Raw genomic sequence first — 17,763 nt, 5'->3', positions numbered from 1 at the left:
AGCGCCTGAAAAACGCAGCTGGACGCTATCAAGGAGCGTGACGACTGTAAAGGGTCAAGCATGCAGCGTCGCCCCGGCAGCGCGGTTCCGAAGATCCCTGCGAAGCGCTCACACGACGCATCTGTAACATCCTTCACGTCGAGAACACCAGGACACATCAAACTGTGTGTGTGCCGACGTGTACGACTTTGCGCAACGTTGGTCACGATCTGGAAACGGCGCACGCGGGTGTGCCCCAGCACGTGCGTAGGGTGCGCGAATGTGGCAGTCGCGAAGCGTCTTTCAAATTTGCATTGACTTGTGTTGCCCTGCCCAGGCTAGTTTAGCGCACACTCGGCTATCGGGCCGGGGCGCAGATGGATGGGAGGGGCTCGGGCATGGAACTGACTGAGTATGCGCTGGGGGATATCGCGTACGAGGGAAGCGAGACGCGCGTCTGTCGCGCGGTGCATCTCCCCTCGGGCGCGCAGGTGGCGATCAAGTTTCCGCTCGCCGACGTACCCAACCCGCGCGTCATGGGGCGGCTGGTCCACGAGCATCAGGTGCTTCAGCAGCTCGCGGCGGTGCCAGGCGTGGCGCGCGTGCATGCGTTCGAGCAGCGGAACGGCACCGCGGCGCTGGTGCTCGAGAACCCTGGAGCGAGCTCGCTGGATCAGGTGCTCGCCAAGCACGGTCGTTTGCCGGTGGTGGCCGGGCTGCGGTTCGGGCAACGCCTTGCTCAGGTGCTCGAGGGCGTGCATGCCGCCGGCGTGATGCACAAGGACGTCAAACCGCAGAACCTGCTGGTGGACGACACGTACGAGCAGATCACCCTGCTCGACTTCGGCATCGCCTCGCTGCTGTCGCAGGAAGCGACCGAGGCGAGCATCCCCGAAGCGCTGGAAGGGACTTTGGCGTACATCTCGCCAGAGCAGACGGGGCGCACGGCGCGCGCGCTCGATACGCGCACGGATCTCTATTCGCTGGGCGTGACGCTCTTCGAGGTGCTCTCGGGGCGGCGGCCCTTCACGGACCGCGATCCGCTCTCGCTGGTGCACGCGCATCTGGCCAAGAGCCCGCCTCCGCTCGACACGATCGCGCCGGAGGTGCCGAGCGGCGTGTCGGCGATCATATCGAAGCTCCTGGCGAAGGATCCCGAGCGGCGGTACCAGACAGCCAGAGGCGCGGCCGAGGATCTCGAGGAGGCGCTCCGCGCGCTCCACCAGCGCGGTACGGCGGCGCCCTTCTCGCTTGGAAAGAAGGACTTCTCGCGGAAGCTGCGGTTGCCGCAGGTGCTCGTGGGGCGGGAGCGGGACGTCGAGCGGGTAGGCGAATCGTTCGCCCGCGCCGAGCGAGGCGCGGCGGAGCTCTTGCTCGTCGGCGGACCGTCGGGCATCGGCAAGACGGCCCTGGTGCGCACTGTCTACCACGACATCGCGAAGGCGGGGCGCGGCCTCCTGATCGCAGGCAAGCACGACCAGCTCGCGCGGTCGACGCCGTTCGCCGCGATAGCGCAGGCATTCGGGGGCCTGATGCGCCAATGGATTTCGAGCCCGAAGGCGGTCCTGGAGACCTGGCGAGATCGGATCCGGAACGAGGTCGGGGACAACGCGCGGCTCATCGCAGACGTGGTCCCGGAGCTCGACCTCGTCATGGGCAAGCTGCCGCCGGTGCCGCCGGCGGAGGGCGAGCAGGTGCTCAATCGGCAGAAGCTGACGTGGTTGAACTTCGTTCGAACCGTCACGGCGCCGAACCCGCCGCTCGTCATGTTCCTGGACGACATGCAGTGGGCAGACAGCGCCACGCTGATCATCCTGCAGACGCTGCTGACGGACGTGGAGCGAAGGTCGCTGCTGGTGATCGCGGCCTACCGTGACAACGAGACGCCGCCCGAGCATCCGCTGTGGAAGCTCGTCGAGGCAGTGGAGGCGAGCGAGGCCAAGGTATCGAGGCTGACGGTGGGCCCCCTGTCGGAAGAGCAGGTGCAAAAGTGGCTCTCGCGCACGCTCGAGAGCGAGCCGAAGCGCGTCGAGCCGCTCGCGCGTGTGCAGTGGCAAAAGACGCGCGGAAACCCGTTCTTCCTGGAGCAGCTGCTGTTCTCCCTGCACCGGCAGAAGCTCCTGGCGAGGGACGCCGAGAGCGGGGAATGGCGCTGGAATCAAGCGGACCTGGAGCGAGCGCAGATCACCGACAACGTCGTGTCGTTGCTGACAGACAAAGTGCGAGAAATGCCGGACGCGACACAGCAGCTCATGGGGCTCGCGGCGTGCGCGGGGCACACGTTCCACCTCCACGATCTGGAGCGATTGAGCGGGTGGGAGCCCGCCCGGGTGACAGGAGCGTTATGGCCGGCGCTGCAGGAGGAGCTGGTCGTGCCGGTCGACGGGGCGTATCGCCCCGCGCAGGCGCTCGGAGGGGTGGGCGACGGAGCGCTGGACGCTTCGTACCGGTTCTTGCACGACCGCGTGCAGCAGGCGAGCTACGAGCGGATCTCGCCGGAGCAGCGCGTCCTCGCGCACCTCGAGATCGGCCGGCGGCTCTGGGCGCGGTATCGCGCGGAAGGAGGCACGCCTCAGCAGCTCCTCGAGCTCGCGCGGCACATGAACCAGGGTTCGGCGCGGCTCACGTCCGTGGAGGAGCTCAATGACGTCGCGCGGATGAACCTGGAGGCCGCTCGCGTCGCGAAGGCCGCGAGCTCCCACCGCCTGATGGCCACCCTGCTGGAGAACGCGCAGGCGCTCCTCGGCGAGCGAGCCGCCAAGGAACAGCTGGCGCTGTCGGTGGAGATAGCGCTGGAGCAGCTGGAGGCGGCGTATCTGTTGCGAGATTTCGAGGACGTCGAGCGGCGTGCGCTCGACTTGCTCGCGAGGCCTGTCGGGGCGGCGGCCTGGCTGTCGGCGCAGGAGATCCGCGTCCGCTGCTGCCTGGCGACGGGCCGGTATGCGCGGGGGATCGGGCTTGGTATCGCGGCGCTCGCGGAGCGGGGCTTCGCCTTCCCCGAGACGGACGAAGCGTGTCAGCCGGCGCTCCTCGAGGAGTCCGCCGCGCTGGATCGATGGCTGGAGCAGGACCTCGGCGCGTTCGACCGAATGCCGCCCGAGCAGTCCCCGGAACACCGGCTCATCGACGCCCTGATGACGCAGACGCAGCTCTGCTCCATCTACGGCGGCCGGCCGATGCTCTACACGCTCATCATCGTTCGCCTGGTCTCCGAGGCGGTGCGACGGGGGGCCCTCACGCCAGCTGCCACCCTCATGCTCTGCAGCTTCGCCAATGTCTGGTCGGTGGCCACGGGCATGTACCGCCGCGTCTTGCGGTGGGTCGAGCCCGGGGTGCGCGCTGCAGAGCGCGTCGGGTCCCCGATGCTCCCCGAGTGCCTGGTGCTCCATGGTATCTACATGGTCTATTCCAGGCCTGTCGACGAGACGGCTGCCCTCTATGAGCGAGGCATGGCGGCCGGCCTGAAGCTCGGTTCGTTCCAGGGCACGAGCTGGGGCCTCCTCGCCGATCTGTTCTATTACCGCGTCTGGCGTGGCCTGCCGCTCGTCCAGGTCGACGCGCAGGTCAAGGCTCGCTGGGATCTCGTGCAGCGCGCGGGCGACGCGGTGGGAAGGCACCACTTCGAGGCGATCGCGTCCTATTGTGACGTGCTGATGACCGCCGAAGGCGCCCCGAAGCTCCTGAAGGACGAGCCGCTGTCGCGAGGCTCGCACTCCCTCCTGGCCGACGGGGACGGGTTCACGGGAGGGCTCGCTCGCACCCTGGAAGTCTATCTGTTCGGCGTCACCGGCAGGTGGGAGCGAGCGCTGTCGCGGGCGCGGGAGGCAGACCAGTCTCGAGCCGACATCCTCGGCATGCCGCCGGTCACGGATATCCCGTTCTTCCTCGCCCTCTCGGCGGCGAAGTGCTGGCAGGACGCCGCCGGCGCCGAGGAGCAGGCGCGGCTGCGGGAGCACATCGAGCACGGCCTCGAGCGGCTGCGGTACTTCGCGGAAGGTTGCGCGCCGAACTTCGTCCACAAGCTGCGCCTCGCCGAGGCCGAATACGCCCGCGTCCGCGGCGAGACCGAGGAGGCCATCGCCAGGTACGACGAGGCCATCGAGCTCGCGCGCGAGCACCGCTTCCTCCACATCGAGGCGCTCTCGATCCAGCTCGCCGCCGAGTTCCGGCTGCAAACGGGCAAGAGGCACATCGGGGCGATGTACCTGCGCGAGGCTCGCGACGCCTATGCGCGCTGGGGCGCGGTCAACGTGGTCGCCCACCTGAACGCAAAATACCCTGCCTTGCTCAAGGCGGCCATGCAGGGGGCGCCTGTCGAGCGCGCGATGACGGCGGCGGCGACCACGGCGACAACGGGCGCCTCCACGGGCGCGAGCCTCGACGCGAACACGGCAGTGCGCGCGGCGCAGGCGCTCTCGAGCGAGCTCGACCCGGAGCGCGTCGTGGGCCGGCTGATGGAGCTGCTGCTGGCGAACGCGGGGGCGCAGCGCGGCGCCCTCGTGCTCCGCGAAGGGGAGGCGCTCTCCGTCGTGGCGCGGCTGTCGGTGGAGGGGGCCCGCATCGAGACGGGGCTGTCGGAGCCGCTCGGGCAAAGCCACGACGTTCCGGCGACGATCGTGCAGTACGCGGCCCGCGCGGGCGAGCCGGTGGTGACAGGCGATGCGACGAGCGACGCGCGCTTCGCCATCGACCCTTACCTCGCGTCGCGCGTGGTGCTCTCGCTGCTGGCCCTGCCCTTGACACACAGGGGCCATCTCGTGGGCGTGCTGTACCTCGAGCACCGCGACGTGCCGTCGGCGTTCCCTCCTGCGCGCGTGGAGTTCCTGTCGGTGCTGGCCTCGCAGGCGGCCATTGCCGTCGAGAATGCCGTCCTGTACCGGGACCTGGAGTCCAAGATCAAGGAGCGCACGGCCGAGCTCCAGATCGCCAAGGAGGCGGCCGATCGGGCGAACCGGGCGAAGAGCGATTTCCTCTCGAGCATGAGCCACGAGCTGCGCACGCCGCTCAACGGCATCCTCGGTTATGCCCAGGTCCTCGCTCGCGCGCCCGAGCTCTCCCCGAAGAGCCGTGACGGGGTGCAAGTCATCAAGAAATCGGGCGAGCACCTCCTTTCCTTGCTGGAAGACGTGCTGGACCTCGCGAAGATCGAGGCCGGCAAGATGGATCTCGTCTCGAAGAAGTTCGATTTGCAGGCCCTGGTGCGCACGGTGGTCGATCTGTGTCGCGTGCGCGCGGACCAGAAGAGCATCGCGTTCACCCATGAGATACGCGGTGGGGCGACGTCCGCGTTCTACGGCGACGAGAAGCGCCTGACTCAGGTGCTGTTGAACCTTCTGAGCAACGCCATCAAGTTCACCGAGCGAGGGAGCATCGCCCTCGTCATCGACGAGCTGAAGCGCGGCCCCGATGAAGCAAGCACGTTGCGGCTCCGGGTCGAGGACACGGGCCCCGGGATCGCCGCGGAGCATGTCGCGCGCATCTTCGATCCCTTCGAGCAGCTCGGCGATCACAAGGCGAAGAGCGCCGGGACGGGGCTCGGCCTCGCCATCACGAAGAAGATCGTCGACCAGATGGGCGGCACGATCGAGGTCGAGAGCGAGCTCGGCCGAGGAAGCGCCTTCACGGTGACGCTCACGCTCGCGGCGGGGCCTGCCTCCGCGAGCGCCGACAGGGCCCTCGGATGGCATACGATCACCGGGTATCGCGGAGAGCGCCGCACGATCCTCGTCGTGGACGACAACCCGCACAACCGTGCCTTGATGAGCGATCTGCTGGCCCCGATCGGCTTCGAGGTCGTGGAGGCCGAGGACGGTGAGGCGGCGCTCCGGCTGGCCCTGGAGCGGAGGCCGGCGCTCATCTTGATGGACCTGGTCATGCCAGGCATGGACGGCCGTGAAGCCACGCGCCGCCTGCGGCAGATGCCCGAGCTCGGCGAGGTCGTCATCCTGATCTCGTCGGCGAACGTCTCCGGAGCCGAGCGGGAGGAGGGCATCAGCGCCGGTTGGAACGACGCCGTGCACAAGCCGGTGCAAGCGGGCGCGCTCTTCGACAAGATCCACCGCTTCCTCGGCGTGGAATGGATTCATGCGGAGGAGAAGGCCCCTGCCACGGCGGCGCGGCAGAGCGGCCCGCTGGTGCCGCCTTCGGCCGAGGAGCTTGCGTTCCTGTCGCGGCTGGTGGCGTCAGGGCGCGTCCGGAACGTGGTGGCAGAGGCGGCGCGGATGGAGGAAGCCGACCCGCGGCTCGGCCCGTGGCTCGAGCAGCTCAGGGGGCTCGTGCGGACGTACCAGATGCGAAAGCTGCAAGAGTTCGTCGATGGGTATGCCGCAGGCACGGCGCTGCCCAGCAAGAGCGCCTAGCGAGCTCCGACGCGCTCGAGCAGGAGGACGCCCGCCGCATCGACGCGCACGGTCGAAGAAGGTTCTGTCACCTGCGACGAGCGGCGCTCCTCCATTGCTATCGACTCGGCGCCACGTCAGGCGCTGGGCCGGGAGGACGCCGCCGCCCCTGCCGTAATGGACGCTGAAGCATCTGAAGACGGCCGGTTGGGCCTGGAATGCTCGCGCCGGCCGGACCGTCGCCTTGGGCCGCCGTGGTTGCCTCGCTCGCCGACATCCTGAGCCGCGTCGTCGTCCGCGGAGACGACATGGCAGCCCGGGTCGTTCACGAGGCGATCGGTCGGCAGCTCGGGATGCCGGTGGCACCGTAGGAGCGGCCAAGTTTGAGCTGATCATCGAGCCCGGCAACTGGTGGATTGTCTCCTGCGGACGTCTAAGCGATCCTCAGGGTATGGCACGCACTGCCCCGGTCCCGAACATCCCGGCCATTCCCGGCATGAACCCCGGCGTCTTCGTGATGGGCGGCGGCGGCGGCGGCGGGGGATCGGGAGGGCCCGGCGGCGGCGCCGGATCCGGCCGGCAGGGCGCAGGCGGCGGGAGCGGCGGGAACCAGGCGCGGGGCGGCGGCAAGGGCGCCCCGGATCCGCAGCGCTATCCGCTCTGCGGCACGAAGTCGCACCCGGTCGACGTCGCCACGGGGCGCGCGTTCACCCACCCCATCCTCATCGTCGAGCTACCCGGACCGTTGCCGCTCCAGCTGACGCGCAGCTACAGCGCCCACGCGCACTGCCGCGACATCGGATTGGGGTGGGGATGGGCCCACAGCCTCGGCTGGCGCGTCGAGGAGCGCCGCCGCTCCGTCGACGTCTGGACGGACCAGGGCACGCGTGTCTCCTTCCCGAAGTCGCTGCGCGTGGGCGACGACGTGGTCTCCTCGTTCGGCTTCCGCCTCCGCCGCGAGCCGTGGGGCTATGTCGTCGACCCGAACGACGGGCGACTCTACGCCTTCTCGGAGAAGCTCGGCGAGCACCTCTACCTGCTCACGGCGATCGAGGACAGGAACAAGAACCGCATCGCGCTCGTGTACGAGGAGGGCCAGCTCGCCGAGGTGACGGACAGCGCGGGCCGGAAGCTCCGCGTGCGCAGGGACGGCACCGGGCACATCGCCTCGATCGAGGTGAAGAACGCGCTGGAGCAGGGGCGGTGGGTCGCCCTGGAAAGATACGATTACGACGCGCGCGGACGGCTCGTCGGGGCAACCGACGCCGACGGATTCTCCGCGCGCTACGAGTACGACGACGAGGCGAGGCTCACTGCCGACGTCGATCGGACCGGCCTCTGCTTCCATTTCGTGTACGACGCCCAGGGGCGTTGCATCGAGTCCTGGGGCGACTACCTGTCCAGCCTCGATCCGAGCCTGGACCCGGACGTACCCTCGGTGCTTGCCTCGGGCCGCCACCCCGCCAGGGGCGTCCACCACTGCGTCTTCGAGTACCTCGACGAGGACTACACGCACGTCATCGACTCGACCCACGTCGGACATTTCGCCCACAACGCGCTCGGACTGATTACCATGGCGCACGACGCCGGGCCGTCGCCCGTGCGCGCCGTGTACGACGCGCGCGGGTTCCTCGCCGTCCTCGAGCATCCGGCCGGCGGCTTCGAGCGCTTCGAGCGCGACGGGCGCGGGAACGTGCTCGGCTACACGAACCAGCTCGGTGCCCGCACGTCGATCGTCCGGGATGAGGCGGGCTCCCCCGTCGAGATCACCGATCCGTTCGGCGGGAGGACCCAGATCTTCCGCGACTCGCGGGGCAACCCGGAGCATATCGCAAATCCGCTAAGGCAAACCACCACCTACCGCCACGACGAGCGGGGCTTGCTGCGCGAGCGGATCGATCCGAACGGCGCCAGGACATCGTACCAGTACGACGCGCAGGGGAACCTGACCGCGGTCGCGTCGCCGAACGGCGCGGTATGGCGCTTCCGGTACGACGCGCTCGGCCGGGTCACGGGACGCACCGATCCGGCGGGCGCAGAGACGCGCTTCGTCTACTCCGATCGCGGCGACCTGATCTCGGTGATCGATGCGCAAGGAGGCGTCTCGCGGTATCAGTATGATGGGGAGCGTCACCTCGTACGAGCCCAGAACCCGAGTGGGCATGTCACCGAGTGGGGATGGGGCGGGTATCACCGGCTCTGCTGGCGCAAGGACGCCAACGGCCATGTGGCCCGCCTGCTGTACAACCGCGAGGGCGAGCTCACCACGGTCGTGAACGAGCTCGGGGAGAAACACCAGTTCCTTTATGATATCTATGGTCGGTTGATCGAGGAGCGCACGTTCGACGGGCGCGTGCTACGTTATCGTCTCGACGCGGCGGGGCGCCCGACACGGATCACGACGGGCGAGTCGATCGCGGCCGAGGCGGCGGGGCCGGCGGTGCATACCGATCTCGCGTACGACCTGGCGGGGCGCCTCGTCCAGCGGACGACCACGGCGGGCGACGAGCATTTCGAGTACGATCCGCTCGGCAACCTGGTCGAGGCGCGTTGGCCCGGCGGATACATCGAGCTCGCTAGGGACCCGCTCGGCCAGATCGTCAAGGAGACCCAGGTCTTGGGGCGCGAGGCGCACGCAGTCGAGGCGCAATACGACGCGCTGGGTAACCGGATCTCGCGGCGCACGACGCTCGGGCACAGCGAGGCGATCGCCCGCGACGCGATGGGCTCGCGCGTGCGCACGGTGCTGGACAATGCGGCGCCGATCGAGCACGGGCTGGATCCGCTCGGACGCGAGGTCCTCCGGCGCCTCCCGGGCGGCGGCGCGATCGGGACCTCATACGACCCGCTGGGCCGCCTATCACAGCAGCGCGTCACGCGCCCCGCGGAGCGCCCGCCGACCGCGCCGGGCCACCCGGCGTGGGTGGGCGAGCTGCCCGACGCCGTCGTGGCGCTGATGAATTACCACCACGATCCGACCGGCGAGCTGGTGGCACGGAGCGGCGGCGCGCGCGGGGCGACGGAGTTCCGTTACGACCGCGTGGGCCAGCTGCTCGCGATGACGCCCGAGGTTGGGCGGCGCGAGGTGTTCCGCTACGATCCCGCGGGCAACCTGCACGAGGGCGATGGCGCTCCGGAGCGCAGGTACGGCAGGGGTGGGAAACTCCTCCGGAAGGGAAACACGGAGTACCGCTGGGACGCCGAGGGGCGGCTTGTCGAGCGGCGCGAGGACGCAGGAGGGGACAAGCCGCGCGTCTACCGCTACGGCTGGAGCGGGGCGGGGCTGCTCGAGCACGTTGAGGCGTCGGACGGCATTCGCGTCGAGTTCGAATACGATCCGCTGGCGAGGCGTGTCCGGAAGCGCGTTCTCGCGTGGGACGAGACGGCAAGCGCGCTGCGGCTCGCGCGCGAGACCCGGTTCGTGTGGGATGGAGACGTCCTGGTGCACGAGATCACGCGCTCTCCGGGGCAGAGCGCGGCCACGCCCGGGGGCGCCGCAGCCTCGGTGCGGACCTATTGCTTCATGGACGACTCGTTTGTCCCGGTGGCGCACCGCGAGGCCGACGGGCGATGGGTTCATTACGTCAACGATCCTGTCGGCACGCCGGAGCAGCTCCTCGACGACGCGGGTGCGATCGTGGGTTCGCTGGAGCGGCAGGCCTTCGGGCTCGAGTCGCCGCGCGACGGCGGCGCCAGCACTCCGCTGCGGTTCCCGGGCCAGTACGAAGACGCCGAGACCGGCCTCTACTACAACCGCTATCGCTACTACGACCCGGCCGATGGCATGTTCGTCTCCCCGGATCCGCTCGGCGTGGCCGGGGGGTCGGGGTACTACGGTTACGCGGTCAACCCGTTTGCGTGGATCGATCCTTTCGGCCTCGCGTCGCTTCGCGAGGCCGAGCGGCTGCTGGAGGACTCCGAGAACCGCAGCTTCGGGAACAACGTGGGGCACGCGCGTGCACACGTGCCGGGCCCGGGGCAGGATCCGTCCGCGCTCGCGACCTCGCGGCCGAGCAAGCAGACGAACACGGTCTTTCGCTCGCGCAACCAGGCGCTACGCTCGCTGCGGGACATCATGACCCGCGACGACGCGGCCCTCCGCTCCCTCGCGCCGGGCCAGGTGCACTCCGGCTCCTTCACGCCCAGGGAGACGCTCGAAGGACTGGAGTCCAATTCAGGGCAGCCGGCGCAGCGCGCGTGCGTGAATCGCGTCACCTACTCGATCGGCCGCCTTCCAAATGGTCAGCTCCACCTGCTACATTTCGCCCCCCGCCAGTCATGAACTCATCCAGCCATCGAACCCTCGTCATTCTCGACGAGCGCGGCGCCGCCGCGCGCCTCTCGTCGCAGATCGCGTCGCTCGTACAGGGGTACCGGATCATCCACCTCTCCGACACGCGCCACGCCCCCTACAGCACGCTGTCGCGGGTGTCGGCGGCCCGCCTCGTGCTCCTGTGCCTCGACCTGGTGCGGGGATACGGCATCTCCGCGGTGCTCCTGGCCAGCGCGGCGGCGTCCCGCGCGGCGCTCCCGGCCGTGCGGGTCGGGTGTGCGCGGGCGGGGATCGGGCTGCATGAGGGCGCCTCGCTGACCGCAAGGGAGGTGGTCCGCCGGCACCGCTTCGGCGATGTCGCGGTGCTTGGAGGCGAGATCGTGGACGAGCGCGCCGTTGCCGAGGCGCTCGCCGAGGCGGGGCTCTCGGCCCGCACACGGGCGGTTCCGCTCGAACTTGCTGCGTTGGGCGCGGTGGGCAAGGACGCACTGGGTCGGCTCGTGGAAGCGCAGCGCGCGCAGGTGGGGACGTACGTGCTCGGCTCGTCGGAGGCCGCGCGCGTCGCGGATCTGATCCGCCGGTCCGATCCGGACGCCGAGATTGTCGAGGCGGACGCGGCGCTCGCGGCGGAGGTCGCCGTGGCGCTGGAGGCCGAGCCGGCGGGGGGCGAGACGGCGTCCACGGTGATTCGCTGCGCGACCGAGGCGTCCGAGCACTGGCAAGAGCGCATCGCGGAGCTCGCCGGCGTCGCGCCCGACGCCGTGGCCGGCCGGTGGGTGATGCCGGCGGGGCCAAGCGCGGGGCCCTTCGCCGTCGCAATCGACGAGGACGGGGATCCGCTCGACTGAGCCGGCCACCCGACCCGGCCCGGGCTCAGCGACCTGAGATCGCGGAGCGGGACACGAGACGGCGCCTTCTGCGAAAGCGAACTCGTGCCCGCCGAAGAAGAAGCTTTCGAAGGCGACCGGCTGGGCCCGAGTTGGGCCGCAGCGGAGGAGAACCGAGCCGTACCTATCCCGTGAAACTGTTGAGCTCGTTGCGCTTTGCGTCTTCCGCTCCTCCGCACCAGCGACGAGGCCCAAGGTCGTCCCTGGTTCCGCGCCCACCGCCGACCCGGCGCTACCCGGCGCACACACGCAACCAACGAGGACCTTGCCCTCCGCAATCCTAGCACTCCGGCAAATTGACCCCCACCTCCACCGGCACCTCGAGCACGTTGACGGCGAGCCCCCCGCGCGCCGTCTCCTTGTACTTCGACTCCATGTCTGCCCCGGTGTCGCGCATCGTCTTGATCACCTTGTCGAGGCTCACGAAGTGCGCCCCGTCCCCGTGCAGCGCCATGCGCGCCGCGCTGATCGCCTTGATCGCGGCCATCGCGTTGCGCTCGATGCACGGCACCTGGACGAGCCCGCCCACCGGATCGCACGTCAATCCGAGGTTGTGCTCCATCGCGATCTCGGCCGCGTTCTCCGCCTGCGCGGGCGTGCCGCCCAGCCCCTCGGCCAGCGCGCCCGCGGCCATCGAGCACGCCGAGCCCACCTCGCCCTGACACCCCACCTCCGCGCCGCTGATCGACGCGTTCTCCTTGTAGAGGATGCCTATCGCGCCCGCCGTCAGCAGGAACCGGATGACCCCCTCGTCCGTCGACGTCGGCACGAAGCGCCGGTAATAGTGCAGGACCGCAGGGATGATCCCCGCCGCGCCGTTCGTCGGCGCCGTCACAACGCGGCCCCCGGCGGCGTTCTCCTCGCTCACAGCGAGCGCGTAGAGGCTCACCCAGTCCATCGCCGTCAGCGGATCCCGGAGCCCCGCCTCGGGGCTCTCGATGAGCTTGCGGTATAAGGCCGGCGCGCGGCGCACCACCTTGAGGCCGCCGGGCAACACGCCCTCCGCCCGGAAGCCGCGCCGCACGCACTCCTGCATCACCCCCCAGATCCGCAGGAGACCCGCCCGGGTCTCCGCCTCCGGGCGGAAGACCTTCTCGTTCTCCAGCATGACCTGGCTTACCGACAGGCCGCTCGCCGCGCACGCCGCGAGCAGCTCCGCGGCGCTGTGAAACGGGTACGGGAGCGGCGTCGTGTCCGCTTCGATCGGGTTCTCCCCCTTCGCCGCCGCCTCGTTCACCACGAAGCCGCCGCCCACCGAGTAATACACGCGCGCGCGCAGCGGCGCGCCCCCCTCGTCCAGCGCCGTGAAGCGCATGCCGTTCGGATGGAACGGCAGGCTCCGGTGCAGGAAGGCCAGGTGTCCTTTCACCTGGAAACCGATCTCGTGGCGCGAGAGCAGCGACAGCCGGCCGCTCTGCCGCACGCCCTCGACGATCGCGCCCGCCCGCTCGACGTCCACCCCGTCCGGCGTCTCGCCCATGAGCCCGAGGATCACGGCCTTGTCGCTGCCATGGCCGCGGCCGGTGGCGCCGAGCGACCCGAACAGCTCCACCGACACCGCCGCGGTGCGGGCGAGCAGGCCCGCCTCTTCGAGATCCACCGCGAACATGCGCGCCGCGCGCATCGGCCCGACCGTGTGCGAGCTGCTCGGCCCAATACCGATCTTGAAGAGGTCGAAAATGGTGACTGCCATGTGCCCTGGAACGCCGTTCAGCAGGATCTCCGGCGCCTTTGCCGGAGCGCGCTCGACGCTCCACGGTACACCCTACACCGGTGCAGGCCGGCGCGCAGGGCGGCTCGCACCGCGAACACACAGCGCGTCACCCCGCCGCTCCACCACGCGCGCCTTTTGGTATGCTCGGTGACGTCTTCCCGCATTTCCCTCACCCGCCAGAGATGGGGATCCCCATGCGCCATGCCTCGGCCGTGCTCCTCGCCGCCTCCCTGCTCATCCCCACCGCCGCGCGCGCCGACGGCCCCTCGCCCGCGCCCTCACCACCACGAAGCGCCCAGGCGAGGCCGCCCGCGCTCGAGGTGACGATCGACAGGTCCAAGGTGGACGTCAAGGGCCGCCAGATCGAGGTGAAGCTGTCGCGCGCCGCCGGCAAGGTGCGCATCAAGGTCCTCGGGCAGTCGGGCGCGGTCCTGGCCGAAGAGGAGAAGCCGTTCGGCGGGGCCGCCGCCGGCTCGCCGCTCGCCGTGACCTGGTCGCCCTCGAGCGACGAGCCCGTCGCGCGCATCGAGGTGTACGGCTACGACACCGAGGGTTACTGGGCGGGGATCGCGATCATCCCCTGGAACGTGAGCATCCCCCACGAAGAGGTGCAGTTCGAGACCAACTCCGACGTCATCCGCGCCCCCGAGGTGCCCAAGCTGGAGGCGAGCCTCCAGAAGATCTCGGAGGTCGTGGCGAAGACCAGCGAGCTCGGCAAGATCACGCTGTTCATCGTCGGCCACACGGACACGGTCGGCAGCGTGGAGCACAACCTCGCCCTGTCGCGGAAGCGCGCCCGCGCGATCGCCGCCTGGTTCAAGGGCCGCGGCGTGAAGCTCCCCATCGCCTTCGAGGGGCTCGGCGAGTCGGCGCCGCTCGTGAAGACCGCAGACCAGGTGGACGAGCCGCGCAACCGCCGGGTCGACTACATCCTGTCCGTCGAGCCGCCGCGGCTGCCTTCGGGCGACGCGTCCTGGAAGGCGCTCTGAGGCGAGGCGGCTCGTGAAGACCACCGTCCTCGCCCTGGGCAGCCGCGGCGACGTGCAGCCGGCGATCGCGCTCGGCAAGGCGCTCGCGGCCCGCGGCCACGCTGTCCGCGTCCTCGCCGGCAAGAGCTTCCTGCCCTGGATCGAGGCGCACGGGCTCGCCACCCTCCCGGCGAGCGTCGACTCCGTCGACATCATGGAGAGCGACCTCGGCAAAGAGTGGGTCTCGCGCGGCACGAACCCCATGGCCCAGTCGGGGATCCTGCAGCGGATCATCGACCGCTTCGGCGCGGAGATGGCCGACGACGCCCTGCGCGCCTGCGAGGGCGCCGAGCTCATCCTGAGCAGCTTCACCTCGGACACGTACGCGGCCTCCATCGCCGAGGCCTCCGGCGCAGTGCAGGTCAGCATGCCGCTCCAGCCCTCCATCCTGGCGACGCGCCACGGGCCGACCGCGCTCGCCGCCCCCGTCCCGCGCCGCGACAGCCTGCTCAACCTCCTGTTCGGAAAGCTCCTGATCGAGCCGACGGTGTGGCGCTGGTACCGCGGCGTGACGGCCCGCGTGCGGCAGAGGCTCGGCCTGCCGCCGCAGGATCGGCGGGCGTACATGGCCGCGCTGCGCCGCATGCTGGTCGTCCACGGCTACAGCGCCCACGTCGTCCCGCACCCGCCGGACTGGCCGCCCAGCTACCACACGACGGGCTACTGGTTCCTCGACGAGGGAGAAGAGTACCGGCCGCCCGAGGCCCTCGAGCGGTTCCTCGCGGCGGGCGAGCCGCCGATCGCCCTCGGCTTCGGCAGCATGACGTCCCACGATCCCGGCGCCACGACGAGGCTCCTCGTCGACGCTGTCGCGCGGAGCGGCCAGCGCGCCGTGCTGCTCTCCGGCTGGGCCGGGCTCGGCGACATGGCGCTTCCCGACACCATCCTCCGGATCGACGCCGCGCCGCACGACTGGCTCTATCCGCGGGTCGCCGCGGCCGTGATCCACGGGGGCGCCGGCACCGTGGCCGCGTGCCTGCGCGCCGGGCGGCCCGCGGTGGTCGTCCCGCACCTCGCGGACCAGCTCTTCTGGGGGCGCCGCGTCGAGGAGCTCCGCGTCGGCCCGCGCGCCATCCCGCGGCCGCGCCTCACCGCCGACGCGCTCGCGGCCGCGATCCGGACCGCCGCGACCGACGCCGGCATGAAAGAGCGCGCCGAGGAGCTCGGGCGCCGGATCCGCGGCGAGGACGGCGTGGCCACGGCGATAGGCCACATCGAGCGGCACCTCACGGCGCGCGCGATGAGGTGACAGCGCAGAAGGCCAGCATCGAGGACACTGGCCATCCGCCGCCCGTCCTCGTCATGACGCAGCCCTCGATCCATGGAACGTCTTCGAGCTCTCGTCCCGGATCAGCCCGAAGAGATCTTGATACAACGCCTGGTAGGTCGGATCGAGCCGCGCGCGCGGGCTGCGCGGCCGCGGCACGTCGACGTCCACGATCCGCCTGAGGCCGTTGGGCTTGACCCCCAGCACCACCACGCGATCGGCGAGGAAGATCGCTTCGTCGATGTCGTGGGTCACGAACACGACGGTGTGACGCCAACGCTCCCAGAGGCCGAGCAGCTGCTCCTGCATCAACGCGCGTGTTTGCGCGTCCAGCGCGCCGAACGGCTCGTCCATCAACAAGACGGCGGGCTCCACGGCGAGCGCCCGCGCGATACCCACGCGCTGCTGCATGCCACCCGACAGCTGCTCCGGGTAATGCTCGGCGAAATCCGACAAGCCCACGAGCGCCAGGTAGTGCCGCGCGCGCTCGCGCGCCGCCGCGTCGCCAGCCATCTTGAGGCCAAAGGCGACGTTGTCGAGCGCCGTCATCCACGGAAACAGCGAGTGCTGCTGGAACACCACCGGGCGGCGAGGGCTGGGCTCGGTCACGAGCTCGCCGTCGACCCGCACGGAGCCCGCCCGCGGTCGTTCGAACCCGGCGATCACGTTCAGCAGCGTCGATTTGCCGCAGCCGGACGGCCCGAGCACGGCCACGAACTGCCCCGGCTCGATCGTGAGGCTCACGCGCTGGAGCGCGGTGACCTCGCGCCCGGCCTTGCCGAACTGCACCGATATCTCCGCAAGCTCGATGGCGCCGCCCGCGCGCTTCGCCAGGGTGGCGCGCTCGCCCGCGGCTGCCAGAGCCCCATCGACCGCCGCCTGCGTCACAGCACGATGCCTGTGCCGTTGTAGCGACGCTTCACGGCGAAGTAGTCCTTCCACTTTCGAGGCGCGCGCTGGCCTGCGACGAACTCCTCGTCCCAGTCGAAGATGGGTTCCTCCGCGCCGAACGGGCGCGGCGCGGCATCGCGCGTCCACAGGCCGCGCCGGCGGCGCTCCTCGCGCTGATCCGCCAGCCAGTCGTTATAGCTCTCGTACACGATATGGCCCTCGGGCGCGTCGAGGGTCGCGGCGCGGATGCGGGCGTCGAGCTCCAGGAAGAGCGCCGCCTCCTCGTCCGAGACTGGCCGCGGGCTCACCCCGACCTCGTACCCCGCGCGCCCGAGCGCGTCGCCGGCGACCGCGGCGAACACGCCTTGCTCCTCCAGGCTCAAGTACTGCCGGTAGATGCCGACGTATTGCGTCGAGACCGGACCACCGAGGGCCCTGTGATCGCGCGTCTGCGCGCGCCGGCGCGCGATCTCCCCCCGGTGAAACTCGAAGACCTCGGGCTCGTGGTCCTCACCCAAGAACTCCGTCACCCGTTCGAGCACGCGCTCGGGCTCACGGGTGAGCTCCTCGTAGCGCACGTCCAGCCACTGCGATTTCGGAAGCGTGCGCGCCCAGTGCTCGGCGATGGCCTGCGAGCGGCGCCAGATCAGCGCGGCGGCGTAGACGTTGCGGGGGCCGAACGCCGAGCGGAGCTGTTCCACCGCGACATCGCGCCCGTCTCGCACGAGGTTCAAGAACTTCGCCTCGGGGAAGTCCTCGAGGATCTCGCGCACGTAGAACAAATTGTGCGGTGTCTTCTCGCCCCAGCGCGGCTTCTGCGCCGCGTCTGCGTAGCGCTCCAGGATGACACGATACGCTTCCCCGAACGTGTTTCGCCGGGTGCGAGCGATGAGCTCCTGCACGATCGTGCTCGGGTTCAGGTCCAGCCCGAAGAACGGCGTCTTCAGCCCGAAGATCATCTCGGAGACGAGCGTGCGAAAGCTCTCCGCCTGCTTCAGATCGCCGTACGTGTGCAGGTAGGGACGGAAGCGCGGGTAGTACCAGGCGACCTCGGGCACGGCGAGGCGGCTATGGTGCCCCAGGATCGCCATGAGCAGCGTTGTGCCGGAGCGCTCGTTACCTACGATGAAGAACGGGGCGTTGGAGCGGGCCATATGGACGCTCAGAGCATACCGGAGGACGCGCGCAACCGTCTATCTGGATCGTCTCGTGTTGTGTCGTTCTCCGGCTCGCGGCGACAGCGCGACCTCACCCGGCCTTGGATGATCCGGTGACCGGCGCTCGGCCCACGCCGCCTGTCTCTGGGTCTCCGTACTGCTGCCAGAGCAGCAATGCTGCTGATCCGCTGCTGCTATGGCAGCAGCGTCTCCCCACGGCGGCGGCAAA

8 protein-coding genes are annotated in these 17,763 nt (G+C 70.0%); 5 read left to right on the top strand and 3 right to left on the bottom strand.

What is annotated here, in order from left to right; translation table 11 throughout:
• Nucleotides 1-377: 377 nt before the first annotated feature.
• The 3 genes from WMF19_RS10715 (at nucleotide 378) to WMF19_RS10705 (ending at nucleotide 11,438) form a co-directional block, all read left to right on the top strand.
• Entirely contained in the window at nucleotides 378-6,338 is a 5,961-nt protein-coding gene (locus tag WMF19_RS10715) for an AAA family ATPase (RefSeq protein ID WP_437898985.1), read from the top strand.
• A gap of 430 nt (nucleotides 6,339-6,768) precedes the next feature.
• On the top strand, nucleotides 6,769-10,599 hold the full coding sequence (locus WMF19_RS10710; RefSeq protein ID WP_437898984.1) for an RHS repeat-associated core domain-containing protein: 3,831 nt from the start codon (nucleotides 6,769-6,771) through the stop codon (nucleotides 10,597-10,599).
• Nucleotides 10,596-11,438, top strand: a complete 843-nt coding sequence (locus WMF19_RS10705) for a hypothetical protein (protein ID WP_437898983.1) — start codon at nucleotides 10,596-10,598, stop codon at nucleotides 11,436-11,438. The genes WMF19_RS10710 and WMF19_RS10705 overlap by 4 nt, the downstream gene beginning before the upstream one ends.
• A gap of 319 nt (nucleotides 11,439-11,757) precedes the next feature.
• Here the strand turns inward: WMF19_RS10705 and WMF19_RS10700 are convergent, their stop codons facing one another.
• Nucleotides 11,758-13,170, bottom strand: coding sequence for an L-serine ammonia-lyase (locus WMF19_RS10700; RefSeq protein WP_437898982.1), 1,413 nt, complete (start codon nucleotides 13,168-13,170; stop codon nucleotides 11,758-11,760).
• A gap of 215 nt (nucleotides 13,171-13,385) precedes the next feature.
• On the opposite strand from WMF19_RS10700, the gene WMF19_RS10695 reads away from it, so the two are divergent.
• Nucleotides 13,386-14,180, top strand: coding sequence for an OmpA family protein (locus WMF19_RS10695; protein ID WP_437898981.1), 795 nt, complete (start codon nucleotides 13,386-13,388; stop codon nucleotides 14,178-14,180).
• A 13-nt stretch (nucleotides 14,181-14,193) separates the two neighbouring features.
• The gene (locus tag WMF19_RS10690) at nucleotides 14,194-15,468 is read left to right on the top strand and encodes a glycosyltransferase (RefSeq protein ID WP_437898980.1); all 1,275 of its coding nucleotides are present in this window, start codon (nucleotides 14,194-14,196) and stop codon (nucleotides 15,466-15,468) included.
• Between the two features lie 51 nt (nucleotides 15,469-15,519).
• Here the strand turns inward: WMF19_RS10690 and WMF19_RS10685 are convergent, their stop codons facing one another.
• Together WMF19_RS10685 and WMF19_RS10680 are read right to left on the bottom strand one after the other, a co-directional pair.
• Nucleotides 15,520-16,374, bottom strand: coding sequence for an ABC transporter ATP-binding protein (locus WMF19_RS10685; protein WP_437898979.1), 855 nt, complete (start codon nucleotides 16,372-16,374; stop codon nucleotides 15,520-15,522).
• Nucleotides 16,371-17,531: a sulfotransferase family protein gene (locus WMF19_RS10680; protein ID WP_437898978.1), complete on the bottom strand. Its 1,161-nt coding sequence runs from the start codon at nucleotides 17,529-17,531 to the stop codon at nucleotides 16,371-16,373. Before WMF19_RS10680 ends, WMF19_RS10685 begins: the two co-directional genes overlap by 4 nt.
• Nucleotides 17,532-17,763: the final 232 nt, after the last annotated feature.

It is taken from the genome of Sorangium sp. So ce124 (assembly GCF_051525235.1).
GTDB classification, from domain to species: Bacteria; Myxococcota_A; Polyangia; order Polyangiales; family Polyangiaceae; genus Sorangium; species Sorangium atrum.
The sequence above is the reverse complement of the archived record's forward strand: the minus strand, read 5'-3'. Positions and strand labels throughout refer to the sequence as shown.